Below are 16,631 nucleotides of genomic sequence, written 5' to 3'. Positions count from 1 at the left end.
CATGGCCGGCCCGGGCAATACGGCCGGCGAGCGCCACGACACGGTGGCCCTGGCCTGGATCAAGGCCCCCATCCTCGATTGCCTGGCGCAGGCGCGCCAGGCCCTGGAGCGTTTCTCGGCGGAGCCAGGCGATCTGTCGATGCTGGCGTTCTTCGTCGACAACCTGCACCAGGTGCACGGTTGCCTGCACCTGCTCGAATTGCCGGGCGCGACGCGCCTGGCCGAGGAACTGGAGCTGCTGGGACGGGCCATGGCCGAGGGCCAGGTGAGCCCTCGCGGCGACTGCCTGGGCGCGCTGTTCCGGGGGCTTGAGCAATTGCCGCCTTACCTGGATCGCCTGCGCGGAGCGCGTCACGACTTGCCGCTGGTGGTCATGCCGTTGCTCAACCAGCTGCGGGTCTGCCGGGGTGCCGAGCCCCTGGCCCAGGGCAGCCTGCTGGGCGAACTCGGGCAGCGCCTGGCGGGCGCCGCGGACCTCGCCAACCTCGACCTTTCCCTGGGGAGCTGGCGTGAGCACATGCAGGCCGGCCCTGGGCGGGACGCGCTGCGTTCGGTGGTGATGGCCCTGTGCGATGACCTGATGCGCATCAAGGACCGTCTCGACCCCTTTGTCAGTGGCGAGCATCCGCCCCGCGAGTCGTTGGAAACCTTGCTGCCACCCTTGCGCCATGTCGCAGATACCCTGGCAGTGCTGGGTTTCCAGCAGCCACGACGAGTAATCATCGACCAGGTGCTGGCGCTGCAGGCGCAGGTCGAGAAGGACGGCGCGGTGGACGAGGCGCTGTTGATGGATGTCGCCGGGGCGCTGTTGTACGTCGAGGCGACCCTCAACGGCATGGTCGGCCCGCTGGAGGAGACCTCGCCAGGCAACCTGCCTGGTTCTGACCTTGCCGAGATTCGCCAACTGGTACTCAACGAGTCGCTCAATGTGCTGCAGCAGGCCAAGGACCTGATCGGCGACTGCCTGGAGTCGGACTGGTCGCGTCAGCGCCTGCAGGCCTTGCCCGGTTTGCTGCAGCAGGTGCGCGGGGCGTTGGCGATGCTGATGCTGCCGGCCGCCGCCGAGGTATTCGGTGGGTGCGCGGGGTATGTGCAGGGCTGGTTGGTCCATGTGGAGGACGAGCCGCTGCCCGATGAGCTGGCCCACCTGGCCGATGCCCTGTGCGCCGGGGAGGCCTGGTTGCAGTGGCGGGTGGCCGATCCGCTGGCCGATGCCCAGCGTTTCATCGACATGGCCCACGCCAGCCTGACCGCCCTGGGCGTGCAATGCCCGCGCCTCGAGCGGCCCTTGGCTGGCTCCGGCATGGCGGACGGTGTCGATGACGAGTTGCGCGGGGTTTTTCTCGAAGAGGCCGGCGAACTGTTGCCTGAACTCGAGCGCCAGTGGCTGCGTTGGCGTGCCGACAACGGCCTGCGCGAGGCACTGATCGAGGTACGCCGCGCGCTGCATACGCTCAAGGGCAGCGGGCGGATGGTTCACGCAGAGGCCGTGGCAGAACTCGCCTGGGGCGCCGAGCACCTGCTCAACCGGGTGCTGGAGGGGCGCATCACACTGAGCGCCGAAGGCCTGGTGGCCTTGCAGCAAGTGTTCGTGCGCCTGCCCGACCTGCTCGCCGACTTCGCCGCCAGCCAATTGCCGCCCACTGCGGAGATAGAGCAACTGGCCGGGCATCTGCACGCACTGGCGCTCAATGACACGCCGGCCAGCGCCAGCATCGACGGGCTCGATCCGCAGCTGCTGGAGATTTTCCGTAACGAGGCCCAGGGGCACCTGGCCGGGCTCGATGTTTTCCTGCAGGTGGCTGGTGCCCAAGGCACAGTGGTCAGCGACAGCCTGCAACGCGCCTTGCACACCCTCAAGGGCAGCGCCGCCATGGCCGGCGTGATGCCGGTGGCGGATCTGGCCACCGCGCTCGACCGCTTGGTGCGCGAGTACAAAGGTCACCACCTGCCTTTACAGCAGGCCGAGATCGAGCTGCTGGAGGCTGCGCGTGCGCTGTTCCACCTGGGGCTGGCCCAGTTGGATAGCTCACCATTGGCTGCCATCCCGGGGGCTGCGGCGTTGATCGAGCAGGTCGGGCAAACGGTCGATGCCAGGCTCGCCCGGCACCAGGCCGAGCCGCACCCGTCGCGTCGGGCCAGGCGTGACCCGCAACTGACGGCCACCTTCCTGACCCTGGGCATGGATATCCTGCTTGACGCCGAGGCGCGGCTGGCCAACTGGCAGGCCGACCCCACGCAGCATCATGAGCTGCACCTGCTGCTCGAGGAAATGACCACCCTCAGCCATGGCGCGCACCAGGCTGAGCTGTGGCAGGTGGATGAAGTCTGCGAAGGGCTGCTCGACCTCTATGGCGCGGTCGAAGAGGGCAGCCTTGCGGTGACACCGCGTTTCTTTGCCATCGCCCGTCAGGCCCACGAAGCGCTGCTCGACCTGTTCGACGAAATAGCCGCCGGGCAGGATCCGACCGCCCGCCCCGATTGCCTGGCCGCCTTGCATGGCTTGCTTGACGATGCCCTCGACCCGGCGGCCCTGGGGTTGGTCGGCGCAGCTGGCGCGACAGTGCTGCCCCTACCTGGCCAGCTGCCGGACCCCGCTGTCGTCGAGCTGTTTCTCGAGGAGGCCGCGGATATTCTCGAGGGCGCCGACCAGGCACTGCGGCAATGGAAGGACGATCCCGAAAGCCTGTCACCGCTGTCTGCGTTGCAACATGATGTGCTGACCCTCAAGGGCGGTGCGCAGATGGCCGCGATTGGCGCCATCGAAGTGCTTGCCCAGGAGCTCGCGCGGCTCTACGAAGGGCTGGTGGACCGGCGGATCGGGGCAAGCCCAGGGCTGTTCGAGCTGCTCGCACGCAGCCATGACGCCCTGGCCGAGATGCTGCGCAGCTTGCGCGAGGGCCAGTCACCGCTGTCGGCGGTGGCGTTGCTGGGCGAGCTGCGCGATTTCCGCCATAACGCTCCGCCCCCTGGCCCGACCGAGGCGCAGGACGACACGCAGGAAAGCGAAGGCGACAAGGAACTACTGGAGGTTTTTCTCGAAGAGAGCTCCGATATCCTCGAAAGCGCGGCCCAGTCCCTGGCGCGTTGGCAGGCCGACCCGCGCAACACGGTCGAGGTGGAGAACCTGTTGCGCGACCTGCACACCCTAAAGGGTGGGGCGCGCATGGTCGAGATCGCCGCCATCGGCGACCTGGCCCATGAGCTGGAATTCCTCTACGAGCTGCTGGCGGCCGCGCGGCTGCCGTCGACGCCGGCCTTGTTCAGCCTGCTGCAGAACTGCCATGACCGCCTGGCGCACATGCTCGACGCGGCGCGCCTGGGTGAGCCGCTGCACGCGGCGACGGCGCTGATCGACTATATCCGCAACTTCTCCAGCGCCGCGCTGACCGACAGCGCCGCCGGGCAGCCCCAGGCCGAGCCCGCCCCGGCCGAAGCCCCGGCTGTCGCGCCCGAGCGGGCCGGGGACATGGTCAAGGTCGATGCCGAACTGCTTGACGACCTGGGCAACCTGGCCGGCGAGCATTCGGTGATCCGTGGGCGCATCGAGCAGCAGGTCAACGATGCGCAGTTCGCTCTCAACGAGATGGAGACCACGCTGGAGCGCATGCGCGACCAGCTGCTGCGCCTGGATATCGAGACCCAGGGGCGGATCTCGAGCCGGCACCAGTTCGAAGGTGACGCCTATGACGACTTCGACCCCCTGGAGATGGATCGTCATTCGCAGTTGCAGCAATTGTCGCGGGCGCTGTTCGAGTCCACCTCGGACCTGCTCGACCTCAAGGAGACCCTGCTGCAGCGGGCCCAGGAAGCGCACAGCCTGTTGCAGCAGCAGGCGCGGGTCAACAGCCAGTTGCAAGAGGGGCTGACCGCCACCTTGATGGTACCGTTCGAACGCCTGGTGCCGCGTTTGCAACGGGTGGTGCGGCAGGTGGCGAGCGAACTGGGCAAACAGGTCGAACTGGTGGTCGGCAATGCCGAGGGCGAGCTGGACCGCAGTGTGCTCGAGCGCATGGTCGCGCCGCTGGAACACATGCTGCGCAATGCCGTCGACCATGGCCTGGAAGCCCGCGAGGCGCGCCTGGCGGCCGATAAGCCGGAGCAGGGCACCATCCACCTGAACCTGCTGCACGAAGGCGCCGACATCGTCATCGAGATGAGCGACGACGGTGCCGGGGTGCCGCTGGAGGCGGTGCGCAACAAGGCGATCAAACGCGGCCTGCTCGATCCGCAGGCACGCTTGAGCGACCACGAGATCCTGCAGTTCATCCTGCGCCCGGGGTTTTCCACTGCCGAGAAGATCACCCAGATCTCCGGGCGCGGCCTGGGCATGGACGTGGTCCATGAAGAGGTCAAGCAGCTGGGCGGTTCGATGAGCATCGAGTCCAGCCCCGGCAAGGGCGCGCGCTTCCTGATCCGCTTGCCGTTCACCGTGTCGGTGAACCGGGCGCTGATGGTGCACGTGGAGGATGAGCAGTACGCTATTGGGCTGAACACCATCGAGGGCATCGTGCGCGTGCCGCCATCGGAGCTCGAGGCCTGCTACCGACTCGACCCGCCACGCTACAGCTATGCCGGCCATGACTACGCGCTGCGTTACCTCGGCGAGCTGCTGCAGGAGGGTACGCAACCCAACCTGCTGGGCCAGAGCGTGCCGCTGCCGGTGCTGCTCACCCATTCCCACGAGCAATCGTTCGCGATCCAGGTCGACAGCCTGTCGCCCAGTCGCGAGATCGTGGTCAAGAGCCTGGGCCCGCAGTTCGCGGCGGTGCCGGGGCTGTCCGGTGCCACCCTGCTTGGCGACGGGCGGGTGGTGCTGATTCTCGACCTGCTCGGCCAGTTGCGCGGCCAGCAGCGACGCCTGGCGCGCCTGCCGGGCGCGGCGCAGGGGCAGCATCTGCTGACCGGCCCGGTGCCCAGGCGGCCATTGCTGGTGATGGTGGTGGACGACTCGGTGACCGTGCGCAAGGTCACCAGCCGCCTGCTCGAACGCCACGGCATGAGCGTGCTGACCGCCAAGGACGGGGTGGATGCCATGGCGCTGCTCGAGGAGCACCGCCCGGACGTGTTGCTGCTGGACATCGAGATGCCGCGCATGGACGGCTTCGAGGTGGCCACGCGCATCCGCCGCGACGAACGCCTGGCACAGTTGCCGATCATCATGATCACCTCGCGTACCGGGCAGAAGCACCGCGACCGGGCCATGGCCATTGGCGTCAACGATTACCTCGGCAAGCCCTACCAGGAGTCGGTCCTGTTGCAGAGCATCGCCCACTGGAGCCAGCCCCATGCTTGAACATATCGCCGGCCAGCGCAGCAGCCTAACCGGCCTGCTGTTGCCCCTGGGCGACCGCACCCTGGTACTGCCCAACGTGGCGGTGGCCGAATTGATTGGTCATCGTGCCATCGCCTGCGAGCCAGGAGAGCCGGCCTGGCACCTGGGCTGGGTGGACTGGCGCCAGCAGCGCTTGCCGTTGATCGGTTTCGAGGCGGCCTGTGGCGGGCAGACCACTTGCGGCGAGCGGGCACGGGTGGTGGTTCTCAACGCATTGGGAGATACCGGCCTGCGCTTCCTGGCGTTGCTGCTGCAGGGGATTCCGCGCTCGTGCAAGCTCGACAGCCAGTTGAACTATGTTGACGTGCCGCTGGCCGCGCTGGAGCTGGCGGCAGTGCAGGTGGGCGAGCAGGTGGCGCGGGTGCCGGACCTGGCCGGGCTGGAAAGATTGGTACGTGACGCTGATCTGCAATCTGCAGCTGGCTAGGATGATGGTTGAGCGGGCCCTGTCGCGGGGCTCAGGAACCCTGACTGCTGCGGGAGGTCTGTGCTTGCATGTATTACGGTGAACGCTTCAACGCCTGGACCCACCTGGTCGGCGCGGTACTGGCCTGCATCGGCGCGAGCTGGCTGATCGTCGTGGCGGGCCTGCAGGGCGATCCCTGGAAGATCGTCAGTTTCTCCATCTACGGTTTCACCCTGCTGTTGCTCTACAGCATCTCCACCCTCTACCACAGCACCCGCGGGCGGGCGAAGCGGGTCATGCGCAAGCTCGACCACCTGTCGATCTACCTGTTGATTGCCGGCAGCTACACGCCGTTCTGCCTGGTCAGCCTGCGCGGCCCCTGGGGCTGGAGCCTGTTCGGGGTGGTCTGGGGGCTGGCGCTGGTCGGCATGTTGCAGGAGATCAAGCCGCGCTCCGAGGCACGGATCCTGTCGATCGTCATCTATGCGCTGATGGGCTGGATCGTGCTGGTGGCGGTGAAACCGCTGCTGCACAGCCTGGGTGCCGCGGGTTTCGCCTGGCTGGCGGCCGGCGGTGTGTTCTACACCGTCGGCATCATCTTCTTCGCTTTTGACAGCCGATTCCGCCACTGGCACGGCATCTGGCACCTGTTCGTGATTGCCGGCAGCCTGATGCACTTCGTCGCGGTGTTTTTCTACGTGCGTTAGAAATCGCCCCACAGTTGCTGTGCCACCGACAGGGCCACCACAGGCGCGGTTTCGGTGCGCAGCACGCGAGGGCCGAGGCGGGCGGCGTGGCAGCCGGCGGCCTTGGCCTGCTCGACTTCCGCTTCGCTCAGGCCGCCCTCGGGGCCGATCAGGAAGGCCAGCCTGGCCGGTTTGGCATGGCTGGTCAGTGGCTCGGCCACCGGGTGCAGCACCAGCTTGAGGTCGGCTTCGGTGCTTTTCAGCCACTCGGCCAGGGTCACGGGCGGGTGGATCACCGGCAAGGTCGAGCGCCCGCACTGCTCGCAGGCACTGACAGCCACCTGGCGCCAGTGGGCCAGGCGCTTGTCGGCGCGTTCGTCCTTCAGGCGTACTTCGCAGCGTTCGCTGACGATCGGGGTGATTTCGTTGGCCCCCAGCTCGGTGGCTTTCTGGATCGCCCAGTCCATGCGCTCGCCACGGGACAGGCCCTGGCCGAGGTGGATATGCAAAGGCGAGTCGGCCTGGCCGGGAAGTGCCTGGTCGAGGCTGACGCGCACGGTTTTCTTGCCGACTTCGAGCAGTTGGCCGAGGTATTCCTGGCCGCTGCCGTCGAACAGCTGCACGGCGTCGCCAGCGGCCATGCGCAGCACGCGGCCAATGTAGTGGGCCTGGGCTTCGGGGAGCTCGTGCTCGCCAAGGCCCAGTGGGGCGTCGATGAAGAAGCGGGAGAGTCTCATGGGCTTGCTCTGGAAAAAGGCTGACGCAGATCCTGTAGGAGCGGACGAGCCGGCTCCTACAGGTTTCGGGTTGGTCTGGGGCTAGCCCGGATCGCGGAAATCCGGATGGAAGTCGGCCGGCACGGCAACGCTCACCTTGTCGCGGGTGGCGATATCGATCCCTTCGCTGGCCACCTCGGCCAGGAAGTCGATCTGTTCGGGTGTAATCACGTAAGGCGGCAGGAAATACACCACGCTGCCCAGCGGGCGCAACAGTGCGCCACGGCTCAGGGCGTGCTCGAAGACTTTCAGGCCGCGGCGCTCCTGCCAGGGGTAGGCGGCCTTGGTGGCCTTGTCCTGGACCATCTCGATGGCCAGGACCATGCCGGTCTGGCGGATCTCGGCGACGTGGGCATGGTCGGCCAGGTGCGCGGTGGCGCTGGCCATGCGCGCCGACAAGGCCTTGTTGGCCTCGATCACGTTGTCCTGCTCGAAGATGTCCAAAGTGGCCAGGGCCGCGGCGCAGGCCAGCGGATTGCCGGTGTAGCTGTGCGAGTGCAGGAAGGCGCGCAGGGTCGGGTAGTCGTCGTAGAACGCCTGGTAGACCTTGTCGGTGGTCAGGCAGGCGGCCAGCGGCAGGTAGCCGCCGGTCAGGGCCTTGGACAGGCACAGGAAGTCCGGGGTGATGCCGGCCTGCTCGCAGGCGAACATCGTGCCGGTGCGGCCGAAGCCGACGGCGATCTCATCGTGGATCAGATGCACGTCGTAACGGTCGCAGGCCTCGCGCAGCAGCTTGAGGTACACCGGGTGATACATGCGCATGCCGCCGGCGCCCTGGATCAGCGGTTCGACGATCACCGCAGCGATGCTGGCGTGGTGTTCGGCCAGGGTCTGCTCCATGGCCGCGAACATGTTCCGCGAGTGCTCTTCCCAGCCCATGCCTTCCGGACGCAGGTAGCAGTCCGGGCTCGGCACCTTGATGGTGTCCAGCAGCAGCGCCTTGTAGGTTTCGGTGAACAGCGGCACGTCGCCCACCGACATCGCGGCGATGGTCTCGCCATGATAGCTGTTGGTCAGGGTGACGAAGCGCTTCTTCTGCGCTTTGCCGGTGTTCTGCCAGTAGTGGAAGCTCATCTTCAGCGCCACTTCGATGCACGATGAGCCATTGTCGCCATAGAACACCCGGTCCAGGCCGGCGGGGGTGATCGCTACCAGGCGTTCGGACAGCTCGATCACCGGCTGGTGGCTGAAACCGGCGAGGATCACATGTTCGAGCTGGTCGACCTGGTCCTTGATGCGCTGGTTGATGCGCGGGTTGGCATGGCCAAAAGCGTTGACCCACCATGAGCTGACGGCGTCCAGGTAGCGTTTGCCCTCGAAGTCCTCCAGCCACACGCCCTCGCCGCGCTTGATCGGGATCAGCGGCAGCTGTTCGTGGTCTTTCATCTGGGTGCAGGGGTGCCAAAGGACCTTCAGGTCGCGCTGCATCCACTGATCGTTGAGGCCCATGGGCACTTCTCCTGGCGTTACGGCTCGGTTTGACCGCGTAAGCCTAAGCAATGCCGGGGGGCAGGACAACCGCTCAGTGTCGCCAGGCCGGGCGCCATTCCAGCTGGCGGATATGCACGGTGCACTGCGGTAGGGTGGACAGGGTCAGGCGGTCGAGCGGGCCGGGCACGTCGTGCCAGGAGGTGCCGTGGGTGCCGGGCCCGGGCGTGAACTCGGTGTAGTCCAGGTCGCGCAGGGTCAACCAGTAGGCGGTCGAGACGGCCGTGCTGAGCGTGGTGACATCCACTTCAAGCAGCAGGCAATCGACCGTCTGGCCGAAGATGAACTCGATATCGCACTGGCCATGGATGATCAATTCCGTGCCGATCCGCCCCTCCTCGGTCTGGTAACGCGCGCTGTAGACAATGCCATTGGACACGATGTTCAGGCCGGTGGGCGTGCGCCAGGAGCACTCGGGTAGGGGCGCCGAAGGCGTCCACCTGGCAAAATCTTCGGTGTAGATCACTGTTCTTCCCCGGCTCGATGCTTGAGTGCCAGCCAAGGCTGCACGCCCCGGCGACCCAACGCCACTGACAAAATTACCAGTTGCCAAAGGCACTTGATGTCACTGCGGTGGCAGGGTGGGCAGAGGTGACGTATTCTTAACGCATCTCTCCCGGGGCATTGCTCCCCGTCCCTTCTATCGCTTCTCTAACCGGAGTTCGCCATCATGGCTGCTGCTTGGGTGCGCCTGTGCGCGTTGGTATTGATCGGGGTGACCAGCGGCGTCGCGCTGGCCAAGGACAAGACGGCGATCGTCGTCGGTGGTGGCCTGGCGGGCCTGACCGCGGCCTACGAGCTGCAGAGCAAGGGCTGGCAGGTGACCCTGCTGGAAGCCAAGTCGGGCATGGGCGGGCGTTCGGGCCTGGCCACCAGCGAATGGGTCGGCAACAGCAAGACCCAGCCGGTGCTCAACCAGTATCTGGAGCAGTTCAAGGTCGCCACCCTGCCGGCCCCGGAGTTCGTGCGCAACCCCGGCTACCTGATCGACGGTGAATATTTCACTGCCACCGATCTGGCGACCAAGCAGCCAGCCACTGCCGAGGCGCTCAAACGCTTCGAGAAAACCCTCGACGACCTGGCCCGTTCCATTGAAGACCCGCTCAATCCCGCGGCAAACAGCACCCTGTTCGCCCTCGACCAGATGAACGTGTCCACCTGGCTCGACAAGCTGCAGCTGCCAGCCACCGCCCGTCAGCTGGTCAACCAGCAGATCCGCACCCGCTATGACGAGCCGTCGCGCCTGTCGCTGCTGTACTTCGCCCAGCAAGGCCGGGTCTACCGCAATGTCAGCGACCGTGACCTGCGCGCCGCGCGCCTGCCAGGTGGCAGCCCGGTGTTGGCCCAGGCCTTCGTCAAGCAGCTGAAGACCATCAAGACCAGTTCGCCGGTTACCGCCATCGTTCAGGACAAAGACGGTGTGACCGTCAAGGTCGGCGGTGTCGGCTACCAGGCTGACTATCTGGTCATGGCCGTACCGCTGCGTGCACTGGCCAAGATCCAGATGACCCCAGGCCTGGACGGGCAGCACCTGGCCGCCTTGAAGGGCACCAACTATGGCTGGCGCGACCAGCTGATGCTCAAGTTCAAGAACCCGGTGTGGGAAAGCCGTGCACGCATGTCCGGCGAGATCTTCAGCAACACTGGCCTTGGCATGCTGTGGATCGAGCCGGCGCTCAAGGGTGGCGCCAACGTGGTGATCAACCTGTCCGGGGATAACGCCCGCTTGCTCCAGGCTTTTGGTGACAAGCAGATGGTCGATCAGGTACTGATCCGCCTGCACGCCTTCTACCCGCAGGCACGCGGCGCCTTCACCGGTTATGAAATCCGCCGCTACAGCACCGACGCCGGCATGGGCGGTGCGTACCTGGCCTACGGCCCGGGGCAGATCAGCAAATACTGGCGCCTGTGGGAGCGCCCGGTACAACGGATCGCCTTTGCCGGCGAACACACCGATGCGCTTTACCCAGGTACCCTCGAAGGGGCCCTGCGTAGCGGCCAGCGTGCCGCGGGGCAGGTCCAGGACCTGGCGGCGGGCAAGTCCTTCGACCCGGCCAAGGCTGCGTCGGTAGCCGCCGCAGCGGCTACTGGAGCGGCCGGCGTCGCGGCCGCGAAGGACAAGGGCGGGTTCTTCTCCAACCTGTTCGGCGGCGCCTCTGACAAGGCTCCGGCCAAGGCGGAGCCCGTGAAGGCCGAGCAGGTCAAGCCGGGCTTCTTCTCGCGTCTGTTTGGCGGCTCTGACAAGCCAGAGGCCAAGGCCGCGCCGATCGCCAAGGCCGAGGAGGTTGCGCCTGCACCGGCAGCCGCGCCGGTTGCGCCGACACCCGTTGCTAAGGAAGAGCCAGTGAAGCCGGCGGCCACCAAGCAGACCCCCGCCAAGCCTGCGGCCAAGCAGGCCCACAAGCCTGCAGCCAAACCGGCGCCGGTGAAGAAGGCCACCGCCAAGTCGGAATCGGCCAAGAAGCCGGTGCTCAACAGCCAGGCCAAGGCCGGCTGATCTCGGTATAGCCGCCATCGCGGAGCCCTGTGTAAGCGGGCTTGCCCCGCGATGGCGTCGGATCTTCCAAACGTCTATCGTTAATGTTTCCTTAATAGGAAGCTTCCAGAATTAATATCTGGTTTTTCGATAATCAGAAGCTGCTTTTTACGCTTTTATTCGATGCATTACGCGTTAGTCTTGTGCACAGCTTTCACGGGGAAATACGCCAACATGCAACTGCGCAATTCATCTTCTCGCTATGGCCTGGTCAGCATCGTCCTGCACTGGGGTGTGGCGCTGGCGGTCTTCGGGCTGTTTGGCCTGGGCTTGTGGATGGTCGGCCTTGATTACTACGACCCATGGCGCAAGTCCGGTCCGGACCTGCACAAGAGCATCGGCCTGGTGTTGCTGGCACTGATGCTGTTGCGGGTAGTCTGGCGTTTCGTCAGCCCGCCGCCACCGGCACCGGCCAACCATGGCAAGGTCACCCGGCTGGCCGCCAAGCTGGGCCATCTGGCGCTGTACCTGGGCCTGTTCGCAGTGATGATAGCGGGCTATCTGATTTCCACCGCCGACGGCGTGGGTATTCCGGTGTTCGGCTTGTTCGACGTTCCCGCGCTGGTCAGCGACCTGCCTGACCAGGCTGACCTGGCGGGGGTGATCCACCTCTGGCTGGCCTGGGGCCTGGTGATTTTTGCCGTACTGCACGCATTGGCGGCATTGAAACATCATTTCATCGACCGTGACGCGACCCTGACCCGCATGCTGGGCCGCAAAGCTTGACTCTCAACCTCAATTGCAAAGGAAGGAAGTAAGGATGTTGAAAAAGACTTTTGCCGCTCTGGCGCTCGGTACCGCTCTGATCTCCGCCGGCCAGGCCATGGCCGCCGAGTACAAGATCGACAAGGAAGGCCAGCACGCGTTCGTCGACTGGAAGATCAGCCACCTGGGCTACAGCTTCATCCACGGCACCTTCAAGGACTTCGACGGCAACTTCACCTGGGACAGTGCCAAGCCCGAGGCCAGCAAGATCAGCGTAGACCTGAAGACTGCCAGCCTGTGGTCGAACCACGCCGAGCGTGACAAGCACATCGCCAGCAAGGACTTCCTGGATGTCAAAAAATATCCGGAAGCCAAGTTCGTCTCCACCAGCGTCAAGTCGACCGGTGACAAGACTGCCGATGTGACCGGCGACCTGACCCTGCACGGCGTGACCAAGCCCGTCACCTTCAAGGCCGTGTTCAATGGCGAGGGCAAGGACCCGTGGGGCGGCGAGCGCGCTGGCTTCAACGCCACCACCACGCTGAACCTGAACGACTTCGGCATCAAGGGCCCAGGTCCGACTTCGCAGACCCTGGACCTGGATATCAGCGTCGAAGGCCTGAAACAGTAGTAATTCGCTTCGCCAGCAGCGAAAACGCCGCCCAATGGGCGGCGTTTTCGTTGGCTTTGCATGGCCTCATCGCGGGGCAGGCCCCGCGATTGCGGGCTCAGCCCTTGCGGGTCAGCAGCGCCGGGCGCTCACCGCGTGGGCGGCTTGGCAGGTCGTCCAGTTGCTCGGGCGTCGGGTAGCGGTCGAGTTTGGATTCCTTGCGGATGATCACTGGTGCGCTCTGCGACTCGCGCGGGTTGCGCACGGCCGGTTCCTGGCGGGACGAATCTTCACGGCGAGCACGGCCACCGTTGTTGTCGCGTCGGGCGCCACCATTGCTGCCGCCGCCGTTGCGCGGGCGCTTTTCACCGGAGCCCTGGCCCTGGCGCTGCTGGCCATTGCCACGGCCCTGGCCTTGCCCCTGGCCGCCACCACTGCGCTGGCCTTGCCCTTGGGCTTGGCCCCCGTTGCCGCCCGGGCGACGATTGCGCCCCTGGTTCTTGGCGTTCTGGTAGGGGCTGACGTAGTCGGCGCGGTTGCCAAAGTTGTCGACGTCGTCGTCGAGGAACTCTTCAGGGTCGCGATTGGGGGAGGCGACCGGCGCGGCTTTCTGGCCGTTGTTCTGCTGCTGGCGTGGCTTCTGGTCGCGCGGCTTGCGCTGCTGGCCCTGCTGCTGTTTCTCGCCGGACTTGTCCTTTTCCGCGGACTTCTCGGACGAAGGCTTGTTGCGGCCTTTGTCCTTGCCTTTGTCCTTGCGCCCGCCACTGCCTTCCTTGCCGCCTTCGCCGCGAGGTTGCTGGTTGCGGCCACCGCGGCCATTGTTCGGCTGGCGCTCGCGCACTTCCGGCTTCTCGGCCTCGACCTGCGATGCGTCAAAGCCCATCAGGTCGCCATCCGGGATTTTCTGGCGGGTGACGCGCTCGATGCTCTTGAGCAGCTTTTCTTCATCCGGCGCGACCATCGAAATGGCTTCACCGGAGCGACCGGCACGGCCCGTACGGCCGATGCGGTGAACGTAGTCTTCCTCGACATTGGGCAGCTCGAAGTTGACCACGTGGGGCAACTGGTCGATGTCCAGGCCGCGGGCGGCGATGTCGGTGGCGACCAGCACGCGCACGGTGTTGGCCTTGAAGTCGGCCAGCGCCTTGGTGCGGGCGTTCTGGCTCTTGTTGCCGTGGATCGCCGCGGCGGTCAGGCCGTGCTTCTCGAGGTATTCGGCCAGGCGGTTGGCGCCGTGCTTGGTGCGGGTGAACACCAGCACCTGTTCCCAGGCGCCCAGGGTGATCAGGTGCGCCAGCAGGGCGCGCTTGTGGCTGGCCGGCAGGCGGTAGACCCGCTGCTCGATACGCTCGACGGTGGTGTTTGGCGGCGTGACCTCGATGCGCTCGGGGTTGTGCAGCAGCTTGTCGGCGAGGTCGGTGATGTCCTTGGAGAAGGTCGCCGAGAACAGCAGGTTCTGGCGCTTGGCCGGCAGGCGCGCCAGCACTTTCTTGACGTCGTGGATGAAGCCCATGTCGAGCATGCGGTCGGCTTCGTCCAGCACCAGGATCTCGACCCGCGAGAGGTCGACGCTGCCTTGGCCGGCCAGGTCGAGCAGGCGGCCCGGGCAGGCGACCAGGACGTCGACGCCCTTGGCCATGGCCTGGACCTGCGGGTTCATGCCGACGCCACCGAAGATGCAGGCGCTGATGAAGTTGAGGTCGCGGGCGTAGACCTTGAAGCTGTCATGCACCTGCGCTGCCAGCTCGCGGGTGGGGGTCAGCACCAGCACGCGCGGTTGGCGCGGGCCATGGCGTTGCGATTTGTCGGGGTGGCCACCCGGGAACAGGCGCTCAAGAATAGGGAGCGCGAAGCCGCCGGTTTTACCAGTACCTGTCTGGGCGGCGACCATCAGGTCGCGACCTTGCAACACGGCGGGAATGGCCCGCTGTTGCACCGGAGTGGGCTGGGTATAGCCCGCTGCCTCGATAGCGCGGACAAGAGCCTCGGAGAGACCGAGGGAAGCAAAGGACATGGGCAATCCTGTTCTCGTGGGGGCTAGGCCCGATGGGGTGTTCTGCCTGGCGCGACGGGCATCGGAGGGATGCGATCGCGTCCGGTCCAGCTGGGCGTTCACTGCGCATCCTGAATGCCGGCGGGCGGGCACCAAAGGTGCGCGGCTGCGGGTCGAGATGCCTGTTGCGAGGCCGAGCGTCCGGGCGTGAGCCGGGCGGGAAGGCCCGAGTATAACAGAGCAATCAGCGTGTGCCGCGTTCCTGCTGCTCAACGGCGAAAGGAAAATCCTGATTGCCGAGGTAGCGGGCACTGATCGCGGCATAGGCTGGCTCCTGTTTGAAGCGCCGCAGCTCCTCGCTGAAGGCCTGCGCCAACTGCTCGCGGCCGGGCTTGCGGGCCAGCCCCAGGTACTGTGGGCGGCGGCTGACCACCAGGGGCAGCTCTTCCACGGTCTGCTCCAGGCCCAGGCGTCGGCTCACATAGCGGCCGACCCGGCGGTCGGTCACCAGCAGGTCGATGCGCCCCAGCGCCAGCTTGCCGAAGTTGGCTTCGTGGCTGGGCGCGGGCTCGCGGCGAAACAGCGGCGATTCGGCGAAAGTGCCGTCGTAGACATAGCCCGGTGAGGTGCCGACGGTCAGCCCGGCCAGGTTCTCGACGCGCTTGACCGGGTGTGGCCGTGAGCGCGCTTGGTAGAGGACGAACTCGACCTCGGACATCGGTTCGTCCGGGTAGACCAGGTAGCCCTGGCGCGAGTCGACCTGGAAAATATCCATCACGGCATCTGCCAGGCCCTGTTCGACCATGGCCAGGCAGCGCTTCCAGGGCAAAAACTGCCATTGCACCTCGACGCCCAGGCGTTTGAACACCTCGTTGGTGATCTCGTAGTCGATGCCTTTGGCCTGGCCGTTCTCCTGGTAGAGGTAGGGCGCCCAGTCGTCGCTGACGATGCGCAGGCGTTCTGCATTGGCCAGCGGGCTCAGGCCGGCGAGCAGCAACAGCAGGAGAGGGAGGATGAGCGTGCGCATGGCGTGAGAGTACGCTGCAAGCCCGGGCAAGACCAGTGAACGCTGGCCGCAGGTGTGTGCGGCGCGAGCGCGAACGAACAAGGCTTTGACCTGCGCCAAAGCCTTGTTCGCGACCATCAGCGTGGCAGCTTCAGGTTGTTCCAGATCGCCAGGCTCGGCTCGGCCTGGTTCAGGGTGTAGAAGTGCAGGCCCGGCGCGCCGCCTTGCAGCAGCTGTTCGCACATGCGGGTGATCACTTCCTCGCCGAATGCCTGGATGCTGGCGGTGTCGTCGGCATAGGCTTCCAGCTGCTTGCGGATCCAGCGTGGGATCTCGGCGCCGCAGGCGTCGGAGAAGCGTGCCAGCTTGCTGTAGTTGGTGATCGGCATGATGCCGGGCACCACCGGGATCTCCACGCCCAGCTTCTGCGCGCGCTCGACGAAATAGAAGTAGCTGTCGGCGTTGAAGAAATACTGGGTGATGGCGCTGTCGGCACCGGCCTTGACCTTGTGCACGAAGTTGGCCAGGTCGCTCTCGAAATTGCGCGCCTGCGGGTGCATCTCCGGGTAGGCGGCCACTTCCAGGTGGAAGTGGTTGCCGGTTTCCTGGCGGATGAATTCGACCAGGTCGCTGGCGTAGCGCAGTTCGCCGCTGGCCATGCCCATGCCCGACGGCAGGTCGCCACGCAGGGCGACGATGCGCTTGATGCCGGCGGCCTGGTACTCGGCCAGCAGGGCGCGCAGGTCGTCCTTGCTGTCGCCCACGCAGGACAGATGCGGGGCGGCGGGGACTTTCACCTCATTTTCCAGCTGCAGCACGGTGTTGAGCGTGCGGTCGCGGGTCGAGCCACCGGCACCATAGGTGCAGGAGAAGAAGTCCGGGTTGTAGCTGGCCAGCTGGCGGGCAACGCCCATCAGCTTTTCGTGACCGGCATCGGTCTTGGTGGGGAAGAACTCGAAACTGTAGCGGCGTTCTTGTGACATCTCTGGTTCCTTCGGCAGTGAGCCTGGGCTGCTGCCTGCAAATAAAAGCCAGGACGGTGGGGGCCGGCCTGGCTCGGACATCGGTTCGAAACGTTGCCTGCCAGTGC

The 16,631-nt window shown here is 65.8% G+C and carries 12 protein-coding genes; 6 read left to right on the top strand and 6 right to left on the bottom strand.

Annotated elements, in window-relative coordinates; all coding sequences use genetic code 11:
• The first annotated feature begins 1 nt into the window (after window position 1).
• From AC3WL2_RS01085 to trhA, 3 genes are all read left to right on the top strand, one after another.
• Entirely contained in the window at window positions 2–5,296 is a 5,295-nt protein-coding gene (locus AC3WL2_RS01085; protein ID WP_102682231.1) for an Hpt domain-containing protein, read from the top strand.
• Window positions 5,289–5,762 carry a chemotaxis protein CheW gene (locus AC3WL2_RS01080; protein WP_023632084.1) on the top strand — a complete coding sequence of 158 codons (474 nt, stop codon included), beginning with the start codon at window positions 5,289–5,291 and terminating at the stop codon, window positions 5,760–5,762. The genes AC3WL2_RS01085 and AC3WL2_RS01080 overlap by 8 nt, the downstream gene beginning before the upstream one ends.
• Before the next feature lie 68 nt (window positions 5,763–5,830).
• Window positions 5,831–6,448 carry a PAQR family membrane homeostasis protein TrhA gene (gene trhA / locus AC3WL2_RS01075; protein ID WP_102682230.1) on the top strand — a complete coding sequence of 206 codons (618 nt, stop codon included), beginning with the start codon at window positions 5,831–5,833 and terminating at the stop codon, window positions 6,446–6,448.
• Here trhA and AC3WL2_RS01070 read toward each other — a convergent pair.
• The 3 genes from AC3WL2_RS01070 to AC3WL2_RS01060 all read right to left on the bottom strand — a co-directional run bounded on the left by AC3WL2_RS01070 (window position 6,445) and on the right by AC3WL2_RS01060 (window position 9,157).
• Window positions 6,445–7,164, bottom strand: coding sequence for a 16S rRNA (uracil(1498)-N(3))-methyltransferase (locus AC3WL2_RS01070; RefSeq protein ID WP_102682229.1), 720 nt, complete (start codon window positions 7,162–7,164; stop codon window positions 6,445–6,447). The two genes, trhA and AC3WL2_RS01070, sit on opposite strands and share 4 nt — an antisense overlap.
• A gap of 81 nt (window positions 7,165–7,245) precedes the next feature.
• A complete protein-coding gene (locus AC3WL2_RS01065; protein WP_102682228.1) occupies window positions 7,246–8,652 on the bottom strand; it encodes an adenosylmethionine--8-amino-7-oxononanoate transaminase in 1,407 nt (468 codons plus the stop codon).
• 73 nt (window positions 8,653–8,725) lie between these two features.
• Complete coding sequence (locus AC3WL2_RS01060) at window positions 8,726–9,157, bottom strand: hypothetical protein (protein WP_102682227.1); 432 nt, start codon at window positions 9,155–9,157, stop codon at window positions 8,726–8,728.
• A 204-nt stretch (window positions 9,158–9,361) separates the two neighbouring features.
• On the opposite strand from AC3WL2_RS01060, the gene AC3WL2_RS01055 reads away from it, so the two are divergent.
• The 3 genes from AC3WL2_RS01055 to AC3WL2_RS01045 all read left to right on the top strand — a co-directional run bounded on the left by AC3WL2_RS01055 (window position 9,362) and on the right by AC3WL2_RS01045 (window position 12,563).
• Entirely contained in the window at window positions 9,362–11,188 is a 1,827-nt protein-coding gene (locus AC3WL2_RS01055; protein WP_102682226.1) for a flavin monoamine oxidase family protein, read from the top strand.
• A 213-nt stretch (window positions 11,189–11,401) separates the two neighbouring features.
• Window positions 11,402–11,953: a cytochrome b gene (locus AC3WL2_RS01050; RefSeq protein ID WP_094012344.1), complete on the top strand. Its 552-nt coding sequence runs from the start codon at window positions 11,402–11,404 to the stop codon at window positions 11,951–11,953.
• A gap of 34 nt (window positions 11,954–11,987) precedes the next feature.
• On the top strand, window positions 11,988–12,563 hold the full coding sequence (locus AC3WL2_RS01045; RefSeq protein ID WP_102682225.1) for a YceI family protein: 576 nt from the start codon (window positions 11,988–11,990) through the stop codon (window positions 12,561–12,563).
• Between the two features lie 97 nt (window positions 12,564–12,660).
• On the opposite strand, the gene rhlE2 is transcribed toward AC3WL2_RS01045, so the two are convergent.
• The 3 genes from rhlE2 to metF all read right to left on the bottom strand — a co-directional run bounded on the left by rhlE2 (window position 12,661) and on the right by metF (window position 16,524).
• Complete coding sequence (gene rhlE2, locus AC3WL2_RS01040; RefSeq protein ID WP_173862419.1) at window positions 12,661–14,556, bottom strand: RNA helicase RhlE2; 1,896 nt, start codon at window positions 14,554–14,556, stop codon at window positions 12,661–12,663.
• A gap of 223 nt (window positions 14,557–14,779) precedes the next feature.
• Window positions 14,780–15,562: a substrate-binding periplasmic protein gene (locus AC3WL2_RS01035; RefSeq protein WP_102682256.1), complete on the bottom strand. Its 783-nt coding sequence runs from the start codon at window positions 15,560–15,562 to the stop codon at window positions 14,780–14,782.
• Between the two features lie 116 nt (window positions 15,563–15,678).
• Window positions 15,679–16,524 (bottom strand): methylenetetrahydrofolate reductase [NAD(P)H], encoded by an 846-nt coding sequence (gene metF / locus AC3WL2_RS01030; RefSeq protein WP_046853938.1) that lies wholly within the window; start codon window positions 16,522–16,524, stop codon window positions 15,679–15,681.
• Window positions 16,525–16,631 lie beyond the last annotated feature (107 nt).

This window comes from Pseudomonas sp. FW305-96, assembly GCF_058783825.1.
The sequence above is the reverse complement of the archived record's forward strand: the minus strand, read 5'-3'. Positions and strand labels throughout refer to the sequence as shown.